Source organism: Pontibacter sp. HSC-36F09 (assembly GCF_024171605.1).
GTDB lineage: Bacteria > Bacteroidota > Bacteroidia > Cytophagales > Hymenobacteraceae > Pontibacter.
This window is the reverse complement of record NZ_JALKAA010000006.1, coordinates 208,640-228,421: the sequence shown is the minus strand read 5'-3', so window position 1 is coordinate 228,421 and position 19,782 is coordinate 208,640. Positions and strand designations below refer to the sequence as shown.

Here is a 19,782-nt window from a genome sequence, read left to right as displayed (position 1 = left end):
CAAATTAAAACCGATGCTCCGATCACCCTTTTCACCAAGGTATACGCTAGGTTAGCTGTTCTTCCTTTTTCGCGGCCTCCAGCTTTTTAGCGCCCAGCTTGAAGCGAATCTCCTTCTCGATAGAGATAATTGTAAACACAACAACTCCCGCCCCAAATATGCGCAGCAGCTGCATGACCTCCAGCGGACTGGTGCCAAAAAGCATATTCATGAACGGCGTGTAGATGAAGAGCGCCTGCGCCAGGAACATGACGCCAATGCCGTAGTACACCCACCTGTTTGAAAACCAGCCAACCTGGCCAATCGGCCTCACCAGCGAGCGGCAGTTGAGTAGGTAAAAGGATTCCACTACCACAAACACCGTTGTGACTACGGTCTGGGCTTCCACGAGCGTTGCACCCTGGCCCAGCTCGTACTGAAACAGGCCGTAGGCGGCTGCAAGCATTAAAAAGCCTACCAGCAACGTCCGCTTGATAAGCATGGAGGTGAGCAGTGGTTGGTTAGACGCACGTGGTGGACGGTCCATGATGCCGGGCTCTTTGGGCTCGAAAACCAGCGTGAGTCCCAACAACACCGACGTGGTCATGTTGATCCAAAGGAACTGCACGGGCTGCATGGGGAGCCGAGAATTGAGCGCAATGGCCAGCAGTACCACCAACGCCTCACCTAAATTGGTAGGAAGCGTCCAGACAATGAACTTCGTCAGGTTGTCGAACACGCCACGCCCTTCTTCCACGGCGCCTTCTATGGACGAAAAGTTATCATCGGTGAGCACCATGTCCGAGGCATCTTTGGCCACGTCGGTTCCGGTAATACCCATGGCGATGCCGATATTGGCCTGCTTCAGGGCCGGGCCGTCGTTCACACCGTCGCCCGTCATGGCCACCACATTGCCACATGACTGCAGGGCTTTGACCAATCGCAGTTTTTGTTCTGGCGCTACACGGGCAAATACAGCTGTCTTCTCTACGATGTCGGGCAGTTCCTGGTCACCGATTTGCTGCAGCTGCTTGCCTGTCACAGCTACCAGCTTCCCGTTGTCCTGTCGTCCTTTCAAGCCAATATGGCTGGCAATGGCAGCGGCTGTCACGGCATGGTCGCCCGTAATCATTTTCACGTCTATGCCTGCGCGCTGGCACAGGGCCACGGCCTCCATGGCCTCTTCGCGGGGCGGGTCGATCATGCCCTGCAGTCCCAGGAATATGAGGTCGGAGCTGGTGTGTTTGTGGTCGATCTGCGTATGGCCTTCGGTCGCCTCCAGCATGGCGAAAGCCAGTACGCGCAGCCCCTCGCCGGCCATTTGCTCTACTTGCTTATCGATCTGTTCCTTGTCGAGTTCGCCCGGTTCGCCGTCTGGCAGCAGGGCTTTGCTACTGCGCTCCAGCACGGCTTCTACAGACCCTTTAAGGTAAATAACGGGTCTGTCGCCGCCGTGCAGTGTGGCCATGTATTGGTATTCTGACTCAAATGGTATGGTGTCCTGGCGGGGCTGCTGCTCCTCCAACGTTCGCCTCTCAAGTCCGGCTTTTCGGGCGGCCACTTCCAGCGCCCCTTCGGTGGGGTCGCCTTCTATCAGCCACTGCCCGTCTTTCTCTTTCAGGGTGCTGTCATTGCAGAGCAAACCGGCTTTCAGGCACAGCTCCAGGGCTTTGTTGTGGCTCAGGTCTGCCAGTCTTTCCTCTTGCTGGATTTCACCTTCCGGTCGGTAACCTAGGCCGGTAGCAGTATACTTTTCGGTTCCGGCTACGATCTGCTGCACAGTCATCTGGTTTTCGGTGAGCGTGCCGGTTTTATCGGAGCATATTACGTTGGTGCTGCCCAGGGTTTCCACGGCCACCAACTTGCGGATGATGGCGCGGCGTTTGGCCATTTTAGAAACCCCGAGCGCCAGCATGATGGTAACAGCCACGGGCAAACCCTCCGGTATAGCGCCTACTGCCAGAGCTACCGCCAGCATAAAGGTTTCGGACACGTCCGCTCCCCTCAGGTACTCTACCAGGAAAAGCACGACGCACAGCGCCAGGATGACCTTAAGGAGCAGGTTGCTGAATTCCTTTATTTTGATGGTGAGTGGTGTGTCCAGGTTCTGCGCGCCAGAGATGGATTCCTGTATTTTGCCCACCTCGGTCTTGTCGCCGGTGGCCACCACGAGGCCGGTGGCCTGCCCGTAGGTCACCGCCGTGGAGGCGAATCCCATTGAAAAGCGGTCGCCCAGTACATCGTCTGCGGACACAGGCTCTGCATGCTTTTCCACCGCCACCGACTCCCCGGTCAGCGCCGATTCGTCCACCTTCAGGTCGCGGGCCTGCACCAGCCGCAAATCGGCCGGAAACTTGTCGCCGGACTGCAGCAGCACAATGTCGCCGGGCACCAGTTCCGAAGCATCGATTTGCTGTTTACTGCCCCCGCGCAGCACAGTAGCTTTCGCAGACATGCTTTTGGACAGGGCGTCGATGGCGGCCAAGGCCTTTGATTCCTGTATGTAGCCGATGATGGAGTTGATCAGAACAACCCCGAAAATAACGCTCGAATCGATGTACTCGCCCAGCAGCAACGTGACAACGGTGGCGGCCAGCAGGATGTAGATGAGCGGCTGGTGAAACTGCAGCAGAAACAGCACCAGGGCACTCTGCTTTTTCTGCTGCGTCATGATGTTGCGTCCGTACGTTTCCCGGCGCTTTCGTGCTTCTTCGTCTGCAAGCCCCTTTTTCTGGTCAACCTGAAGCAACTCAAGTGCCTCCTGCGCGTCCAGGCTGTGCCAATCCTGGGGTAAAGTTGTTCTTTGTGGACTTCTTTTCTCCGTTACACGCATATTTACTTGACGTCTATACCTGCGCGGCAGCGAAATGCCCGCCCGGACCCTTATAACTCCAATACAAGGTGAGTATCTGAATTATGGAAGCAGGTGGTATTCAGTAAGTAGTACGAGCGTTTACTGTGACAGGTAGGCCCCATCGGCAGCGTAATAGGCCCCCGATACGAAAGAAGCCTTGTCGGAACTGAGCCAAATCACCAGCTCTGCTATTTCTTCCGGGGCTCCCAGGCGTCCTATTGGGTGCTTGGATGTCAGGAACTGCAGCGTTTCCTCGCCCATGCCGGATAGCAAAGGGGTTTTGATAAAGGCCGGACCGACAGCGTTGATGCGTATACCTTTGGAAGCGTACTCAAGGCCTCCATTTTTAGTCAGGCCCACCACACCGTGCTTTGCCGCTACATAAGCAGCTGAGTTGGCAAAGCCCACCTGTCCGAGGATGGAGGAATTATTGACAATGGCACCGCCGCCTTGCTGCAGCATCTGCCGTATCTGGAAATGCATGCAGTAGAACACACTGTTGAGGTTAATACTGATGACTTTATTCCAACCCTCGATGCTCATGTCGCCGATCATATTGGATTCACCGCCTATACCTGCGTTGTTGAAGGCAACATCCAGCCGACCGAATTTTTGGACAGCCTGCTGCACCATGCGCTCGCAGTCCTCTGGCTTCGAGACATCGGCCGATACAAAAATAGCTTGGCTGCCCAGTTGCTCAATTTCCTGCACGACCTGCATGCCTGACTCCTCATGGATGTCGGACACCACTACCTTAGCTCCTTCGCGGGCGTAGAGCAAAGCAGCTGATTTGCCAATGCCAGAGGAGCCACCGGTTACCAGCGCCACTTTTCCATCAAACAGTTTGGCTTGATTAGATTTCATTTCGTTCATAATCTTATTGGTTTGAGGTTAGAAGTTCGTTATCGGACAAATTTCGTAATACCGTGAGGCCCTTTCTATGACACTTGTCATTTCTAAGTGAAACATATATCAGTTATCAAATAATATACTTTATAGCTTACGCATCATCATGCAATCGTGTACTGAATGTAGTACATTTGAAGCACAGCACCCTTCCGGCCCTGCTCACAGCAGGTATAGCTGATCTTCAAAAGATCGGACAGGTATAAGGCGATTGAAAGTGCTGCTGCATAGTGTCTTTTACGTTTGAGGGATCATGTCAATAAAACACTATTTACAACTGCTTTTGCTGCTGGTCTTTTTCACTTCCTGTGGAGAGAGCCAGGAAACAACACAGCCAACTGTGGAGGATATCTCGGAAGCCGTTTACGCTTCCGGCCTCGTGAAAAGTCGCAACCAATACCAGGTATACCCGGTTGTGAGCGGCATCATCGAGGAAATACTGGTGACGGAGGGAGACACCGTGCGAAAGGGCGAAACACTCGTCCGCATCAGCAACGAGGCCGCCCAACTGAACACAGAGAATGCCCGACTGGCTGCGGAATACGCCCGTGTCGGTGCCAATGCCGAAAAGCTGACCGAGCTGCGGGAGTCCATCGACCTGGCCCGAAGCCGCATGCGCAACGACTCGCTGCTGCTGGCGCGGCAACGCAACCTCTGGGCCAGCCAGATTGGTACCCGGGTGGAGTTGGAGCAGCGCGAATTAGCCTACAAAAATTCCCGGACGGCCTACCGTTCCGCCCGCCTGCGCTACAACGACCTCAAAAAACAGCTGGATTTTGCCGCCCGTCAGTCGCAGAAGAACCTGCAGATCAGCGAGACCCTGCGCGACGACTATACTGTGAAGAGCGAAACCAACGGCAAGGTATACAGTGTGCTCCGCGAGAAAGGCGAGCTGGTGAGTCCGCAGGTGCCGATTGCGGTGCTGGGCGATGCCGATGAATTCATCCTGGAGCTGCAGGTGGACGAATACGATATAGCGCGTGTGAAACCAGGCCAGCAAGTGCTGCTCAACCTCGACAGTTACAGAGGGCAGGTATTTGAAGGGCGCATCACCAAGATCAACCCGGCCATGAACGAGCGCACCCGCTCTTTTACCGTGGAAGCTGCTTTTGTAACCAAACCCGACGCGCTATACCCTAACCTGACCACCGAGGCCAACATCATCATTCAGGCCAAAAAGAATGCCCTAACCATACCCCGCGAATACCTGGTGGAGGGTGCCTATGTGCTGAATGAGAACGGCGAGCGCGTGCCTGTGAAATCCGGGCTGAAAGACTACCAGAAAGTGGAGATCGTGGAGGGACTTTCGAAAGAGGATGTGATCGTGAAGCCTTAGCGATGAATTTTAAACTGATATATAGCATCGCGAAATCCATGCTGCTGGCCCGCTGGCGGCAGACACTAGTGGCCGCCGTTGGGGTAACCTTCAGTATCGCCATGTTCATCACGCTGCTCGGTTTTATGAACGGCCTTAACGACCTGCTTGATGGCCTCATCCTGAACCGCACGCCGCATGTACGGCTTTATAACGAGATCAAGCCCAGCGAAGACCAGCCGGTGAATGTGGCCGGGCAGTACAAGGACTCCTACAACTTTATCAGTTCCGTGAAAGCCGGCATCTCCCGGCAGGAGATTTACAACAGCGGCCCCATTCTGCAGACCGTGAAAGCCGATGAGCGGGTGCTGGGTGCCACCCCCAAACTCCTTGCGCAGGTCTTTTACAACGAGGGCACAATCGAGATTACCGGTGTGATCAATGGCATCGATGTGGAGGAGGAGAGCCGCCTGTTTAACTTCCAGGATTACGTGACTGCCGGCAATCCCATCGATGCCAAAAACGTGGCCAACAGCATCATCCTGGGCAAGGGGCTGGCCGATATACTGGTGGCCGACATAGGCGATGTGGTGCAGGTAACGACGGCCCAGGGCGAGCGTTTTTCGCTGAAAGTGGTAGGGTATTTCCAGTCAGGTATACAAGAGATCGACAAGGTGCAGAGCTATGCTTCCATTGCCACCACCCAGAAGCTGCTCGGCAAGCCGGCCAATTACATGACCGACATCCAGGTGAAGCTCCATGACCTGGAGCAGGCTCCGGCCGTCGCCAGGGAGTATGCGCAGCTTTTCAATGTCGATGCCGAAGACATACAGACGGCCAACGCCCAGTTCGAGACGGGCAGCAGCGTACGTTCGCTCATCTCCTACGCCGTGGGCATCACGCTGCTGATCGTGGCGGGTTTCGGTATTTTCAACATTCTCAACATGATGATCTACGAGAAGATGGACTCCATCGCCATCCTCAAGGCCACCGGCTTTTCGGGCCGGGATGTGAACCTGGTGTTTCTGCTGATCGCGATGAGCATCGGCTTTTTCGGGGGTGTGGTAGGACTCGTGTTTGGTTTCCTATTCTCGGTCGTCATTGACAACATCCCCTTCGTGACGGCAGCACTGCCTACCATCACGACTTATCCGGTTAACTACGATGTGGTGTACTACGTGATCGGCGGGATTTTCTCACTGATCACGACGTACTTTGCCGGTTTCTTCCCGGCTCGCAAGGCCAGCCGGGTGGACCCGGTTGAGATCATCAGGGGCAAATAGGTATAGGATGAAAGGCAGCCAGGAAAAGATGCAGGAAGTTATACTCGAAGCGAGGAACATCAACAAGGAGTTCCATGATCCCGTTACGGTGCAGGTGCTCCGCGATATCACGTTCACCGTGAATAAAGGGGAGTTCGTGTCGGTGATCGGCAAGTCGGGTTGCGGCAAGTCCACGCTGCTCTACATCCTCTCCACCATGGACACCGACTATACCGGCGAGCTCTACATTGATAAGGAGCTCATGTCTGGCCGGCCGGATCCGGAACTGGCCCGCATCCGAAACGAGAAGATCGGCTTTGTGTTCCAGTTTCATTACCTGCTCAACGAGTTCACGGTGTTGCGCAACGTGATGCTGCCCGGCCTGAAGTTGGGTAGGTTTAGCGAACAGGAAATAGAGCACCGCGCCATGGAGCGGCTTAAAATGCTGGGCATAGACCACCTGGCCATGCAGTCGGCTTACCGTGTTTCGGGCGGGGAGAAGCAGCGGGTCGCCATTGCCCGCGCCCTCATCAACGACCCGCACATCATCATGGGTGACGAGCCCACCGGCAACCTCGACAAGCGCAACAGCGACATTGTGTTCAATATCTTCAAAGAGCTTACCGAGGAGCACAACCAAACGCTGCTCATCGTTACTCACGACACAGAATTCGCCGAAAACAGTCACCGCATCATCGAAATGGAGGACGGGCGGATTATACGATTCTGATAAAGCCAATCATAGCCATCACCTACTTGTGAATTTCTGCCTGATTATGCGGAAATTCGCCTGTGCCTATATTACCTAAACTTTATATGTTTCGTATGAAGAACCTATGGTTCTTTTGACTTTTTGTCATATCAAATTTAATTAATTTATGAATAAAGTATTAAGTCAACTCTTTAGGGTTGCCAGTAAAAAGAAAAGAACCATCATCGGCCTCATGTCAGGCACTTCGCTTGACGGCCTTGACATTGCCCTCTGTGAATTTGAGGGGCAGGGTACCCAAACCTGCATGAATCTCAGGGAATTTGCGACTATGCCCTATGATGAAACTTTCAAAAAGGAAGTGAAAGCTATTTTCTCAAAACGGGAAGTTGATCTGGAGCGTGTCTGCCTGCTCAATGCCTACATCGGACGCTTCCATGCAGAACTCATCAACAAAAGCTTGAAGGAGTGGGGGGTGGATTCTTCTGAAGTTGACGTGATTGCCAGCCACGGTCAAACCATTTATCATGCCCCGGCGTCACTGCATGGTGTAGCAGGTATGCCGGATGCGACGCTGCAGATTGGTGACGGCGACCATATCGCTATGGGTACAGGTGTCATCACCCTGAGTGATTTCCGGCAGAAGCACGTAGCTGCAGGCGGAGAGGGCGCCCCACTGGCCGTGTACGGTGACTACCTGCTATTCTCGAAGCAGGATCAGAACCGGATCATGCTCAACATCGGCGGTATCGCCAACTTTACCTTTCTGCCCGGCGACCTGGACACCAGCCGTATCTTCTCGACCGATGTAGGGCCTGGCAATACGTTGATGGATGCCTATGTGCAGCAGCAGTTTCCTGGTACCTATTATGATGCCGATGCTGCCATCGCCAGGAGAGGTACCTACAACCAGGCACTGGTGGCCTCCTTACTGTATCATCCTTTCTTTGAGCAGGACTTTCCCAAAACAACTGGCCCGGAGCTGTTCAACCTCTTATACCTGGCGGAAGCACAGCGCAGATCCGACACAGAGCACCTATCCCCGGAAGACGTCATGGCGAGCCTGAACCGGTTTTCAGCTGTTGCCATCTGCGGGGCCCTGACCCGCTCGCTTGGAGATGCTGATTTTAAAATTTTCCTGAGTGGAGGCGGTATGCACAATCCGCTTCTCATACAAAATATTGAAGCGCTTTTACCTGGCGCTACGGTGCGGAACACGGCCGAGCTCGGGGTGTCGCCGGATGCAAAAGAGGCGGTGTTGTTTGCCACCCTGGCCAATGAATGCCTGGTGGGCGAGCCCATCCATTTCGGTCCTGGCAAGCGTCGCGTGCCCTCTGTGCTGATGGGGAAAATCAGCTTGCCTGAGTAATTTCTGAACACTTATTCACCACATTATAAACTGTACAAAAAAGAGGCACTATGAGAAAAAATTACCTGATTGGGAGGGCCTCCGGAAAGGCTATCCTGCTGTGTTTCCTCCTGTTGGCGGCTGCCTGTCAGCTAGCCGTTGCGCAAGGAGCACGCTACGCCATTACGGGCACCGTCACAGATGCCCGCACCAAGTCCCCGCTGCCCGGTGTGGTGGTAAAGTTCCAGAACCACAACATCGCCACGGCCACTGATGCGAGCGGAGTTTACAATCTGTCGGCCGCCCTGCCTCCGGGCACTTACCAACTCACGTTCTCGTTCATAGGCTTTAAACCGCAGACCCGCCCTGTTACTCTCGGTGACCAGCAGACCGTGCAGGTGGATGCGCAGATTCAGGAGGATATTGTGGGTCTGGATGAAGTGGTGGTAACGGGTACCTCGGTGGCAACCAGCAAGAAAGAGTTGGGCAATGCCATTTCCACCGTCTCTGCAGATGCACTCGAGAACAGTGTAGCTACGTCCATAGACCAGGCCCTGTCCGGCAAGGTAGCCGGCGCCCAGATCAGCCAGAACTCGGGCAACCCAGCCGGTGGTATCAGCGTGCGCCTACGAGGCACCAGCACAGTTGTTGGATCGGGCGACCCGCTTTACATTGTGGATGGGGTAATCATCAACAACAGTTCACCTGAACTGATCGACCTGGGAGGCTATGCGCAGAACCGACTGGTGGATATTAACCCCAATGACATTGAACGCATCGAGATCATCAAAGGGGCCGCTGCGGCTGCTATCTACGGGTCACGGGCCAGCAATGGGGTAGTGCAGATCTTCACGAAACGCGGGGTCGAAGGTGCTCCTAAAATCTCGGTCTCCACGCAGTTCCGGGTAAACGAAGTACGCAAGACGCTGGATTATAACCAGTACCCTTTCCGCTTTGTGAACAATCTCGCCTCAGACCTTACGCAGGAGCCCGTCACCAGGTATGACTATCAGGACAAAATCTTCAGGACTGCCTATGGTACCGAAAACAATGTGTCGGTTTCGGGTGGCAGCGCGAATACGCAATACTACATGAGCGGAAACTTCCTGAGCAACCAGGGCATCATCGACAATACGAATTTTAAGCGGGGAGGCGCCCGTCTGCGTTTAGACCAGACGATAAATAACTGGGTATCGGTTTCATTGGGAGCCAACTATGTGCTCAGCACCAGCGAGGAAATTCCGAACGGCGGTCTGCTCGAAGCATACGGTGCCCTTACCGGCTTTATCTTCAGCAATAACTTCATCAACCCTGAACCGGTGAACGGGGTATACCCCTCTACGGCCCCAACAGCTATTCTTCGTCGTACCAATCCGCTCGAGGCCATCAACCGCTTTGATTTCGGGCAGCGCACCAACCGTTTCATCGGCGATTTTCAGCTAAACCTCACACCAATCAATGGCCTGAATGTGAGCTACGTGCTGGGCTTTGATAATTCGACTCAGATCGCAACGGGCTATATACCTGCAGGCAATACCACACCTTCTTACGAGTCGGGCTATTCCCGCAGGGGAGACATTACAGCTTACCTGCTCAACAACGACCTCAATGCCTCTTACCGCACTTTCCTGACCGACTGGCTGGAGTCCACCACAGGTATAGGCGGGACGGTGCAGACAGAGCAATACTACTCGACAGGTATAAATGGCACACAATTAGGGCCGATTGCCGTCATCAGTACGGGTGGAGCCTCTATTATGCCCAACGATAACCGACGGGAACTTAACATCATGGGCTTTTTTGCCCAGCAGACATTCGGTATCGGCGAAAGGCTGTTTCTAACGGGTGCCGGTCGCTATGACGTGTCTTCCGTGTTTGGAGCAGACAACAGGTGGCAGTTTTACCCGAAAGTGAGCGGCAGTTACCTGGTTTCCAACGAGAGCTTCTGGCAGGGACTTAGCGATATCATCCCTATTTTCAAACTGCGGGCTTCCTATGGGCAGGCGGGCAACCTGACTGCGATCGGAGCTTATGACCGCTATACCAATTACAACCCTGTTTCACTTCCGGGCCTTCCAGGCGTTATTCCATCTACCTTATTGGGTAACTCGGGCATTAAGCCGGAACGCCAGGTAGAAACAGAGTTCGGTGCCGACATGAGTTTCCTGGGCGGCAGGCTGGGTCTGGAGTTTTCTGTTTACAAGAAAGATGTGGAAGACCTGCTGTTGTTCATCGGTCTGACGCCTTCTTCGGGTTTCCTGAACCAGTACGCCAACATCGGCACCATGACCAACAAAGGCTTTGAGCTGATGATCACAGGCGCGCCTGTGCAGACAGAGCGAGTGCGCTGGACTTCTACGCTGATTTATTCCCGCAACAAAAACGAAGTAAACAACATACCAGGTGGCGTGCTGCCATTCCCGGGAGGTTTCGGCCAGGTAGCTGCCGTGGATGGGTACCCGCTAGGTGCCTTCTACGCTACCTATTTTGCCCGGAACCCCGACGGCTCGCTGCTGCTGAACCCTGCCGGACTGCCACAGCCTGAGCGGGCGGGCCGCAACCCCGAAAACGGGCAGCCGATGGGTGCCACCGTGCCCAAGGTGATCGGCGATCCTAACCCTGACTGGACGGGCTCTTGGACAAACGATATTTCGGTAGGCGAACGCCTGTCGTTCCGTACCCAGTTTGATGCGGTTTATGGATTCGATGTATTCAACTTCACCCGCCGCGTGGGCGAGCGTGATCTGTATGGCGGATTGGCCGGTTACGAGCCGGAGCTACGAGGGGAAGTGCCGAAAGGAACCTCCACTGCACTGTTTGGCATATTCGAGAATTACATTGAAGACGGCTCTTTCATCAAGTTAAGAGAAGTGTCGGTGGCTTATGATTTTAAGCCGGCCTTTTTGGGAGGTAACAGCATGCGCCTCAGCCTGGCCGGGCGTAACTTGTTCTCGATTGACGACTATAGCGGCTACGACCCGGAAGTGAATGCGGCTGGACAGACCAACGCCGTGCGAGGCTTTGACTTTGTGGAGGTTCCGATCCCGAGAACCTATGCGCTGGGCCTCAACTTTACCTTCTAATGCTTCCTTAACCTTATGAAAAACATCATGAAAAATATAGCTTCTTACTTAAAAGTGAGTTTCCTTTCGGGCTGTCTGCTGCTGACGAGTGGTTGCGAACTGGATATACCCAACCCTAACGCAGCCAGTGACGTCGAGGTACTGAACTCACGCGAGGGCATCATAGCCCTGAGTGTCGGGTTGCGTCAGTTTTACTCTACCTCGGGCCTGGAGGCGGCACTCTTATACGCAGGTGTGACGGGTCGCGAGATGAAAGGGGTAGCTACCTTTACCAACGTGCTTGAACTGGAGGCCGGTGGAACTGCCCTGCCCACCTTCAACGGCAACATCCTTGGATATTGGTCCCGCATGCAGCGCACCATGCTGATGAGTGAGCAGATTCTGGAGAACGCTCCCAATGTACCGACCCTGACGGGCGGAACGCTGAGCGGGGTGATGGCGCACGCCCACCTGTTCAATGCCATGGCGCTCGGCAACCTGTACATCGCATTTGAACAGGCAAACACAGAGACCAGCCGGACCGACAAAGTAACTTTCAGGCCCAGAGCAGAGGTGCTGGCAGCTGCCATCGCCCACCTGAACGCAGGGATCGCCCTGATCGAGGCCACGCCCCCCTCACCGGAGTTCACGGCACAGGTAGCAGGCCCGGCCTTCGACCTGCTCAACACGCTGTACGCTTACAACGCCCGCTATAACTTATATGCCGGAAATTATGAAGCGGCTATCGCTAACGCAGATAAGGTGGATCTGAGCAAGCGCTCCGAGTTCGTGTACAGCACGCTGAGCCCGAACCCGATCTATAACACCGTTTTTATCCTGGCTTATTACAGACCACGCGATAAATTCGGCTTGCCTGATGCCCTCTTTGAAGAGGGAGATGGCCGATACAGCTTTTACATGACAGACCCGAGCGCTGATGTGTTAGGAGACCGGGTAAAGACACTGGCCGGTTTTTTTAACACGCAGACGACCAGCATACCGGCATACCTGCCAGACGAGATGAAGCTGATTAAAGCCGAAGCGCTATTGCGGAGCAATGGTTCTTTGGAAGAGGCCCTGGCACTGATCAACCAGGTGCGTACTCAGACTACCGGCGATCTTTTTGGTGTGAACGCCGGCTTGCCTGCCTACAGCGGTCCAATGACAAGGGAGGCTTTGCTGCTGGAGGTATATAAGCAGCGGTCTGCAGAGCTATATCTGAGCGGACAGAAGTGGGAGGACAGCCGCCGCTTCAACCGTCCGGGCCCACCGGAGAACTTGGAAGAGCGTAACCGCAATTTCTACCCGTATCCAGATCAGGAGCGTCGCACCAACCCAAATACACCAAACGATCCTGCTATCTAAGGTCGTTGCGCTATACCTGTTTCTGAAATAGCAAAAACCTCTGCCACTGCAGCATAGATGCTGGAAGTCGGCAGAGGTTTTTTTATGACCTTGTTATGTTCAGACTGTTGGATTAGACTGCAGGATCAGCTCTTCTTCAATCGCAGGGCTTAGCACCAGCACCAGGTGCTCGGCAAAAGCGGCATTTTCGAGTTGCCGGTCACTCATCAGCGCGATCAGCCCGACCGGCTCGCCTTCCTCTGTCAGGAAAATGCTGCCCAGGTAGCTTTCAATGTTCAACTCCTGCAGCTCAAAGTCGCGGGGGAAGTGGCGCTGTACGTTGTCGGGGTAATAGCAGAACCGCTGTGTGAGAACAGCATCGCAGGGACTGTATTGCAGGGGGTAGGAGATATTCGGCAGGACCTCGCCGTTTTTCAGAAACACTTTCGTAAGGACATCTTTGCCATCTTCGCTCAGACTGCCGATCAGTACATACTGTACCTGCGCGTGGGCCGCGATGAATACAGCCGCCCGTTTTAGGAAGGACTCGTCACGTGGCTGCGAGATAAGCGAAATGGCAGACTCCAGTATATGGTGCTCATCCTCCCGAAGCGTATAATTTCTATGATGCACGAATCTGTAATCCATCGCACAATGTAAAAATATGATAATCTACAAATCTAAACATTTTAATAATACGAAATCAAAAAGCTAAATGGCAATTTGTGAAGTGCTTAAGTTTCAGTGTGAAAAAAAAACAGATTCTTAAGATTTGTTTTTTCCAATTTGTATCAATGTGTTTAGCGGCTGCCAGATTTGCACTTCTGCTGGTTTGTCCGCTCCTCAGTATTTATACTGTAAAAGCTGAGGCCGTTTAAAAGCCTCAACATTAAGGTTCTTTTCTTGGTCTTAGCGCTTCTTTTACCAATCAGACAGAAGCCCGGCCAAACTTATAAATCAGCATGGGCTGCAAGTATTATACAGTTGCAACTTTGGTTTATACACCAGATAACGCTCTTAAAAAAGGCGCTGTTTTGCTTTCTCTGGATTTGGCGATCTGTTCCGGTGGGCCTGCCGCTACGACCTGTCCGCCGTCCTCTCCTGCACCCGGACCAATATCGATCACCCAGTCGCTGGCCGCTACCACGCGCATGTCGTGCTCTACCACGATAACCGTATTGCCGGCATCCACCAACAGGTGCAGTTGGGTCATAAGTCTGTCGATGTCAGCGGGATGAAGACCAGTGGTGGGCTCGTCCAAGATGTAAAGGGTATTGCCGCGTTGAGACCGCTGCAGTTCGGTAGCCAGTTTGATGCGCTGCGCCTCACCGCCCGACAACTCGGTGGCCGGCTGTCCGAGTCGCAGGTAGCCCAGGCCGACTTCGCGTAGCATAGTGAGTGCGCGATGCACGGCGGCTTCCTCGTCAAAAAACTCCCAAGCCGCATCCACTGTCATATCGAGCACCTCGGCGATATTCTTGTCCCGGTAGGTTACTTCCAGCGTCTGGGCATTATAGCGTGCGCCGTGGCAGACGGGGCAGGGGGCGTATACGCTTGGCAAAAAGAGGAGCTCTACCATCACAAAGCCTTCTCCCTGGCAGTTCTCACAGCGCCCCTTGGCGACGTTGAAGGAAAAACGTCCGGCATCGTAGCGGCGTTTTTTGGCAAGCGGCGTGCTGGCAAAGAGCTTGCGCACATGGTCGAACAAGCCGGTATAGGTGGCCATGTTGGAGCGCGGTGTCCGGCCGATGGGTTTCTGGTCGACACGCACTAGGCGCTTGATCTCTTCCATACCTGCCGTGATGTGGCCTCCGGTTGTGACAGGTATAACACACTCCAGTTCGTCGCCTTCCTCTTCTTCGACAGGCAACTGGTGCCCCAGGTGAGCTGCTACCAGTTCCACCAGCACCTGGCTCACCAGACTGGACTTGCCGGAACCCGATACGCCTGTCACGGATGTAAACACACCAAGCGGAAACGCTGTCGAAAGGTGGTGCAGGTTATTCCGGCTGACATCACTGAGTTGTAACCAGCCTTTTGGTTCACGTGGATCGGAGTTGAAGCCCTTTGCTTGGCCGAACAGGTACTCGCCCGTGCGGGAGGCTGCTACTTTCCTTAATCCTTCCGTGGGGCCACTGTACAGGATCTCACCGCCTTTCTCGCCTGCGGCAGGTCCCACATCTACAATCCAGTCGGCGTGTCGGATCACCTCCAGATCGTGCTCTACTACAAAAAGGGAATTGCCCGCTTTCTTGAGCCCGTCGAGTGCACGGAGCAGCGCTACCTTGTCGGCGGGGTGCAGCCCGGCGGAAGGTTCGTCGAGCACATACACCACCCCGAACAGGTGCGAGTAAAGCTGCGTGGCCAGGCGCAGGCGCTGCAGTTCGCCTGGGGAGAGGGTGGGCGTACTGCGCTCCAACGATAAGTAACCCAGTCCAAGGTCGAGCAGCACCTCGATGCGGGCACACAGGTCGTCCGCAATCCGTTTGGCCACAATAGCCTGCTCTGGGTGCTCGACTTCCGTGCGGGAGTGGCCTGGCTCGGTGCCCCGCGCAAAAGGCTTCAGCACGGCCTGCACCCGTTTCAGGGGCAGTCGTGAAAGCTCTGTGATATCGTAGCCAGCAAACTTCACCGACAACGACTCCGGACGCAGGCCCTTGCCCTGGCAGGTGGGGCAGTCGGTGCTCAGCATATACTGCATCACCCGCTTTTTCATGAGGGGGCTGTTGGTGTTGGCGAAGGTATGGAACACGTGGCGGCGGGCACTGCTGAAAGTCCCCATGTAGTTAGGCTCCTCTTTGCGCTTCAGGGCGCGTTGCGTCTCTTCCGGGGTATAGCCAGGGTATACCGGCACCACGGGTTGCTCATCTGTAAAGAGAATCCAGTCGCGGTCTTTCTGCGGCAACTCGCGCCAGGGTATGTCCACATCAAATCCCATCGTTACCAGAATATCGCGCTGGTTTTGTCCGCCCCAGGCCATGGGCCAGGCCGCGATGGCCCGTTCCCGAATGGTAAGCGAGTCGTCCGGCACCATCGACTTTTCTGTGACATCGTACATGCGCCCCAGGCCATGACAGGTTGGGCAGGCTCCTTCGGCAGTGTTGGGCGAGAAAGCCTCAGCATAGATGATCGACTGTCCCTCCGGATAGTCGCCGGCCCGGGAATAGAGCATGCGCAGCAGGTTGGAGAGCGTGGTGACGCTGCCGACCGAGGAACGGGTAGTGGGTGTGCCGCGCTGCTGTTGCAGGGCCACGGCAGGGGGCAATCCGTCAATGGCATCTGCTTCGGGCACCGCCATCTGGTGAAACAGGCGGCGGGCATACGGCGACACCGACTCCAGGTAGCGGCGCTGTGCTTCAGCGTAAAGTGTACCGAAAGCCAGGCTCGACTTTCCGGAACCGGATACGCCTGTAAACACTACCAGGGCATCCCTGGGTATAGACAGGCTAATGTCTTTGAGGTTATGCTCCCGTGCCCCGCGCACTTCTACAAATCCCTTGAATTGCCCTGTTGTCGTCTGATCCTGTTTTAGCTTAGCCATATACTGTCTTGTAAATTGCGCTGCTACGAAGGTATAGCATCCTGCCGCAAAAGAAAATTGTTGAGTGTACGCAGGATTGCACTTTTTGGTAAGGTGTAACAACGCAGTGCTATGGGCGGTCAACGAAAAGGAAGTATCGGCTCAGTCTGGAAAACATGCACACGAAGTGCACCCTGTGGAGGTCGTGCTGCTACGGAGGTTAGTAGTTGCCTGTGGCTTTTTTGTATTCAGGTATAGGCAGGTCACCAGCACTTGTAAGCTAAAGTATAAAAGCATTCGTATATAGGTATTTCTTTTAAAAATACAATTATTGCAACCATTAAGGTATAGTTTAGTATTTATTCAGACATGAATCGGAAGCCTGATCAGGGCGGAAGAGATAGCACTTTTGAAGACAAACTGAAAAAAAACTTATGCTGGCAATGAACTATCGCGGACCGCAACGGGTCCGCATTGACGAAAAACCAGAGCCCAAGATTCTGCATCCCCAGGATGCCATCGTGCGTGTAACGCGCTCTTGCATCTGTGGCTCGGACCTCCACCTCTATAACGGCAACGTGCCCGACACCCGCGTGGGCATGACCTTTGGCCACGAGTTTATTGGAGAAGTAATTGAAATTGGATCTGAAATTCAGAAGCTGAAAGTGGGCGATATGGTGATCGTACCATTTAACATAGCCTGCGGTAAATGCCATTTCTGTAAGCAGGGTCTGTTTGGCAACTGCCACGAATCCAACTCACAGGCGACAGCGGTAGGTGGTATTTTTGGCTACTCGCATACGGCCGGTGGCTACGATGGCGGACAGGCCGAATACGTGCGCGTACCTTATGCCGATGTCGGGCCAACCGTTATACCTCCAGGAATGGATCCTGACGATGCCGTGCTATTGACGGATGTGGTGCCAACCGGTTACCAGGCCGCTGAGATGGGGGGTATCCAGAAAGGTGATACTGTCGTGATATTTGGTGCCGGTCCTATTGGCATCATGGCCGCACGCTGCTCCTGGCTCTTCGGCGCTGGCCGCGTGATTGTGATCGACAAAGTGGAATACCGCCTGGAGTTCGTGCGCAACTACGCCAGTTGCGAGGCCTACAATTACGAAGAGATGGACGACCCGGTGGTGTTTGTAAAGAAGACGACCGATTGGATGGGCGCTGATGTGGTGATTGACGCTGTAGGCGCTGAAGCAACCGGTAACGTGATGCAAACCATTACGGGGCGCAAACTCCTGCTGCAGGCAGGCTCTGCCACGGCTGCGCACTGGGCTGTTAACTCCGTGAAAAAGGGTGGCATTGTGTCGATTGTAGGTATATACGGTCCGACGGATAACCTTTTTCCGCTCGGTAATGTGGTAAACAAAGGTCTCACCATTCGGGCGAACCAGGCCTCCGTGAAGCGTCTGCTGCCGAGGCTGATCGACCACGTGCAGAACGGCATCCTCAATCCGAAAGCGCTGATCACGCACCGTGTGCCGCTTGAAGACGTAGCAGATGCCTATCATATTTTTTCAGAGAAACTGGACAACTGCATCAAGCCTGTCCTGATTCCGCCATCAGCCAGATAAAGGAGAAAAAGACCATGGAAAATAAGACACCGAAAGACTATTCGCATATAAAAGGCTGGGGTATAGACGCCGACCCGAAAAACGACCCGACTTACCCCATGAAGCACCGCACCGACGCCGAGCAGGAAGGCTACAGTTGGGAGCGCCCGACACAGCAGGACATCAACATCGAAGTGCTGCACTCTATTGAGCGGCCCAACGTGACGGCCGTTTTCGGAACATCAGAACCGCCCAGCGGACTGAGCGGTATGATCCGGCGCTATGCTTTTAAGCACAGCGAAAACAGTTACCTGCACTGGCTGCCCCTGCTGATGGCAGACCGCGTGAATGTGGTAGAGGGAGTAATTGATGATTTTGCCAAAGGCACTGTGCCGAACATCTTTGCCGAAAAAGGCTGGAAAGCCGACTGGGAGCACAACCGCAGCGGACTGATCCAGAAAGTTGGGGTGCTGGCACTGGTTACGACCGCTGCCGTCCTGCTCCTGACGCGCAAAAAGGATTAGCTGAAGGATTAGACAATAGCCTAAAAGAAAGGCAGTCATTTTATAGTGGCTGCCTTTCCTGTTTTTAGCCGGTAACCGGAAGCTGTACCTGCCCGAGCGCATCAATTATCGCAGCTGCTGTGGCTGCACTGTACTGGCTTTTGATCGCATCCTCGTTTATCACAAAGGCGGGTGCTGCCGGGTCGCAGTCAATGGTATAGGCCTGATTAGTTTGTGTGCCTTCATTCTGCTCAGCTTCCTGTGTCAAGCTACCGATCAGTGCGCTGGCACGATGATCAAAAGCCGTCCAGATGAGGCGCTCCGGGTTCTTTCCGGCTTTGAATGCATCCGGAAAGCGCTTGTATGCCTCTTCCGTAATAGCCTGCGGGTCTAGCTCATTTATTTCGCACACCTGCTCAAACACGGCCATGTCTCTGTTGATCTGGGCTTCCATAGTTTTCGATTTTCTGATAGCTCTACTTACGTAAAGGTGCTCATGAGAGTCGGAACCAAAAGCCACAATACGTGCATAGTAGCTACTCTAGTCCCACTCTACGATGTCGTCCTCCTCGTCTGCCTCGTCAAAAGATACATCATCCTCATCATCCCATTCGTCGGTCACATATACCTCGTCGGCAGTCTCCTCAAATGTTTCAGGGCCGTCCTGCGCATCATCAGCATTTAAGTGGTGTAGCATGAAATCTTCCAGTGCAGGTATAGCTGCAAATCCTGCTTCTGTCAGGGCGATGAGTTCGCCCCGCTGCAGGAAACGGTTGGCGTCCAGCAGCACTTCGTAGATGGGGGTGTGGATGTGCTTCGGTATCCTGAACAGGCGTGGGTCACGCTTGTCGAAGGGCGTAGGTATAGTGGAGGTATACAGGTAGGGCAGCAGGGTTTTAGAGCAACTCATGGCAATGCGGTCGATGCGGTGCTCCTGAAAATAATCCTGCAGGCGACCGTTGATGTTCTCGAAAAACTCCGCCGTTTCGCCCAGCCTGACGCGGGAGCCTGCCCTTGACTTGCCTTTGGTCTTGAGGTACTTGATCTGGCTTTTGCCTTGTTTCTGGCGCACCATGTACGAGCGGAACACCTTGTGGTTCAGACATTGGCCGTCTTCAAAATAGCCCATGGCGCAGTGGCCGGCCTGTATCAGCAGCAGGATGTAATGCACCTTCCGGTCTTCGGCTATACCTGCACCGGTATAGGGCAGGGAGATTGGCAGGCGGAAATGCACCTGCTCCGTACCCATTTCATCCAGCAGCGTCAGGCGGTGCTTTTCAGGGTCGTACACTGTTTTGGTATCGGATGAAAGTATATACTGCAGCAGTTCGGCGGCTTTGTGGCGGGGCAGAAAACGGTTGGTGTTCATAAACAAGGTATAGCGCAAGAGCACAGTCGCAAGTTCTGAAAAAAAA

14 protein-coding genes are annotated in these 19,782 nt (G+C 54.2%); 8 read left to right on the top strand and 6 right to left on the bottom strand.

Going from position 1 to position 19,782, the window contains the following annotated elements; all coding sequences use genetic code 11:
• Positions 1 to 46 precede the first annotated feature (46 nt).
• Positions 47 to 2,812, bottom strand: coding sequence for a cation-transporting P-type ATPase (locus tag L1278_RS17005; RefSeq protein WP_253406219.1), 2,766 nt, complete (start codon positions 2,810 to 2,812; stop codon positions 47 to 49).
• Positions 2,813 to 2,932: 120 nt separating this feature from the next.
• Positions 2,933 to 3,706 (bottom strand): SDR family NAD(P)-dependent oxidoreductase, encoded by a 774-nt coding sequence (locus tag L1278_RS17000; RefSeq protein ID WP_253406218.1) that lies wholly within the window; start codon positions 3,704 to 3,706, stop codon positions 2,933 to 2,935.
• 286 nt (positions 3,707 to 3,992) lie between these two features.
• On the opposite strand from L1278_RS17000, the gene L1278_RS16995 reads away from it, so the two are divergent.
• The 6 genes from L1278_RS16995 (at position 3,993) to L1278_RS16970 (ending at position 12,800) form a co-directional block, all read left to right on the top strand.
• Positions 3,993 to 5,075 carry an efflux RND transporter periplasmic adaptor subunit gene (locus L1278_RS16995; protein WP_253406217.1) on the top strand — a complete coding sequence of 361 codons (1,083 nt, stop codon included), beginning with the start codon at positions 3,993 to 3,995 and terminating at the stop codon, positions 5,073 to 5,075.
• A 2-nt stretch (positions 5,076 to 5,077) separates the two neighbouring features.
• Positions 5,078 to 6,337 (top strand): FtsX-like permease family protein, encoded by a 1,260-nt coding sequence (locus L1278_RS16990; protein ID WP_253406216.1) that lies wholly within the window; start codon positions 5,078 to 5,080, stop codon positions 6,335 to 6,337.
• A 28-nt stretch (positions 6,338 to 6,365) separates the two neighbouring features.
• Complete coding sequence (locus L1278_RS16985) at positions 6,366 to 7,046, top strand: ABC transporter ATP-binding protein (protein ID WP_253406230.1); 681 nt, start codon at positions 6,366 to 6,368, stop codon at positions 7,044 to 7,046.
• Between the two features lie 148 nt (positions 7,047 to 7,194).
• On the top strand, positions 7,195 to 8,394 hold the full coding sequence (locus L1278_RS16980; protein WP_253406215.1) for an anhydro-N-acetylmuramic acid kinase: 1,200 nt from the start codon (positions 7,195 to 7,197) through the stop codon (positions 8,392 to 8,394).
• Between the two features lie 50 nt (positions 8,395 to 8,444).
• On the top strand, positions 8,445 to 11,456 hold the full coding sequence (locus L1278_RS16975; RefSeq protein WP_253406214.1) for a SusC/RagA family TonB-linked outer membrane protein: 3,012 nt from the start codon (positions 8,445 to 8,447) through the stop codon (positions 11,454 to 11,456).
• Between the two features lie 27 nt (positions 11,457 to 11,483).
• Positions 11,484 to 12,800: a RagB/SusD family nutrient uptake outer membrane protein gene (locus L1278_RS16970; RefSeq protein ID WP_253406213.1), complete on the top strand. Its 1,317-nt coding sequence runs from the start codon at positions 11,484 to 11,486 to the stop codon at positions 12,798 to 12,800.
• 99 nt (positions 12,801 to 12,899) lie between these two features.
• Here the strand turns inward: L1278_RS16970 and L1278_RS16965 are convergent, their stop codons facing one another.
• Both L1278_RS16965 and uvrA read right to left on the bottom strand, forming a co-directional pair.
• A complete protein-coding gene (locus tag L1278_RS16965) occupies positions 12,900 to 13,427 on the bottom strand; it encodes a hypothetical protein (protein ID WP_253406212.1) in 528 nt (175 codons plus the stop codon).
• A 349-nt stretch (positions 13,428 to 13,776) separates the two neighbouring features.
• Positions 13,777 to 16,320 carry an excinuclease ABC subunit UvrA gene (uvrA, locus tag L1278_RS16960; RefSeq protein ID WP_253406211.1) on the bottom strand — a complete coding sequence of 848 codons (2,544 nt, stop codon included), beginning with the start codon at positions 16,318 to 16,320 and terminating at the stop codon, positions 13,777 to 13,779.
• A 413-nt stretch (positions 16,321 to 16,733) separates the two neighbouring features.
• On the opposite strand from uvrA, the gene L1278_RS16955 reads away from it, so the two are divergent.
• Positions 16,734 to 17,885, top strand: a complete 1,152-nt coding sequence (locus L1278_RS16955; protein ID WP_116544207.1) for a zinc-dependent alcohol dehydrogenase — start codon at positions 16,734 to 16,736, stop codon at positions 17,883 to 17,885.
• Between the two features lie 14 nt (positions 17,886 to 17,899).
• Positions 17,900 to 18,388: a hypothetical protein gene (locus L1278_RS16950; RefSeq protein ID WP_253406210.1), complete on the top strand. Its 489-nt coding sequence runs from the start codon at positions 17,900 to 17,902 to the stop codon at positions 18,386 to 18,388.
• 64 nt (positions 18,389 to 18,452) lie between these two features.
• Here L1278_RS16950 and L1278_RS16945 read toward each other — a convergent pair whose 3' ends face one another.
• Together L1278_RS16945 and L1278_RS16940 are read right to left on the bottom strand one after the other, a co-directional pair.
• A complete protein-coding gene (locus L1278_RS16945) occupies positions 18,453 to 18,821 on the bottom strand; it encodes a hypothetical protein (RefSeq protein WP_253406209.1) in 369 nt (122 codons plus the stop codon).
• An 87-nt stretch (positions 18,822 to 18,908) separates the two neighbouring features.
• On the bottom strand, positions 18,909 to 19,736 hold the full coding sequence (locus L1278_RS16940) for a hypothetical protein (RefSeq protein WP_253406208.1): 828 nt from the start codon (positions 19,734 to 19,736) through the stop codon (positions 18,909 to 18,911).
• Positions 19,737 to 19,782: the final 46 nt, after the last annotated feature.

Excerpts from the sequence above, each read along its gene's own strand:
- L1278_RS17005 (WP_253406219.1), bottom strand. The coding sequence starts at position 2,812 with ATGCGTGTAACGGAGAAAAGAAGTCCACAAAGAACAACTTTACCCCAG.
- L1278_RS17000 (WP_253406218.1), bottom strand. The coding sequence starts at position 3,706 with ATGAACGAAATGAAATCTAATCAAGCCAAACTGTTTGATGGAAAAGTG.
- L1278_RS16995 (WP_253406217.1), top strand. The coding sequence starts at position 3,993 with ATGTCAATAAAACACTATTTACAACTGCTTTTGCTGCTGGTCTTTTTC.
- L1278_RS16990 (WP_253406216.1), top strand. The coding sequence starts at position 5,078 with ATGAATTTTAAACTGATATATAGCATCGCGAAATCCATGCTGCTGGCC.
- L1278_RS16985 (WP_253406230.1), top strand. The coding sequence starts at position 6,366 with ATGCAGGAAGTTATACTCGAAGCGAGGAACATCAACAAGGAGTTCCAT.
- L1278_RS16980 (WP_253406215.1), top strand. The coding sequence starts at position 7,195 with ATGAATAAAGTATTAAGTCAACTCTTTAGGGTTGCCAGTAAAAAGAAA.
- L1278_RS16975 (WP_253406214.1), top strand. The coding sequence starts at position 8,445 with ATGAGAAAAAATTACCTGATTGGGAGGGCCTCCGGAAAGGCTATCCTG.
- L1278_RS16970 (WP_253406213.1), top strand. The coding sequence starts at position 11,484 with ATGAAAAATATAGCTTCTTACTTAAAAGTGAGTTTCCTTTCGGGCTGT.
- L1278_RS16965 (WP_253406212.1), bottom strand. The coding sequence starts at position 13,427 with ATGGATTACAGATTCGTGCATCATAGAAATTATACGCTTCGGGAGGAT.
- uvrA (WP_253406211.1), bottom strand. The coding sequence starts at position 16,320 with ATGGCTAAGCTAAAACAGGATCAGACGACAACAGGGCAATTCAAGGGA.
- L1278_RS16955 (WP_116544207.1), top strand. The coding sequence starts at position 16,734 with ATGCTGGCAATGAACTATCGCGGACCGCAACGGGTCCGCATTGACGAA.
- L1278_RS16950 (WP_253406210.1), top strand. The coding sequence starts at position 17,900 with ATGGAAAATAAGACACCGAAAGACTATTCGCATATAAAAGGCTGGGGT.
- L1278_RS16945 (WP_253406209.1), bottom strand. The coding sequence starts at position 18,821 with ATGGAAGCCCAGATCAACAGAGACATGGCCGTGTTTGAGCAGGTGTGC.
- L1278_RS16940 (WP_253406208.1), bottom strand. The coding sequence starts at position 19,736 with ATGAACACCAACCGTTTTCTGCCCCGCCACAAAGCCGCCGAACTGCTG.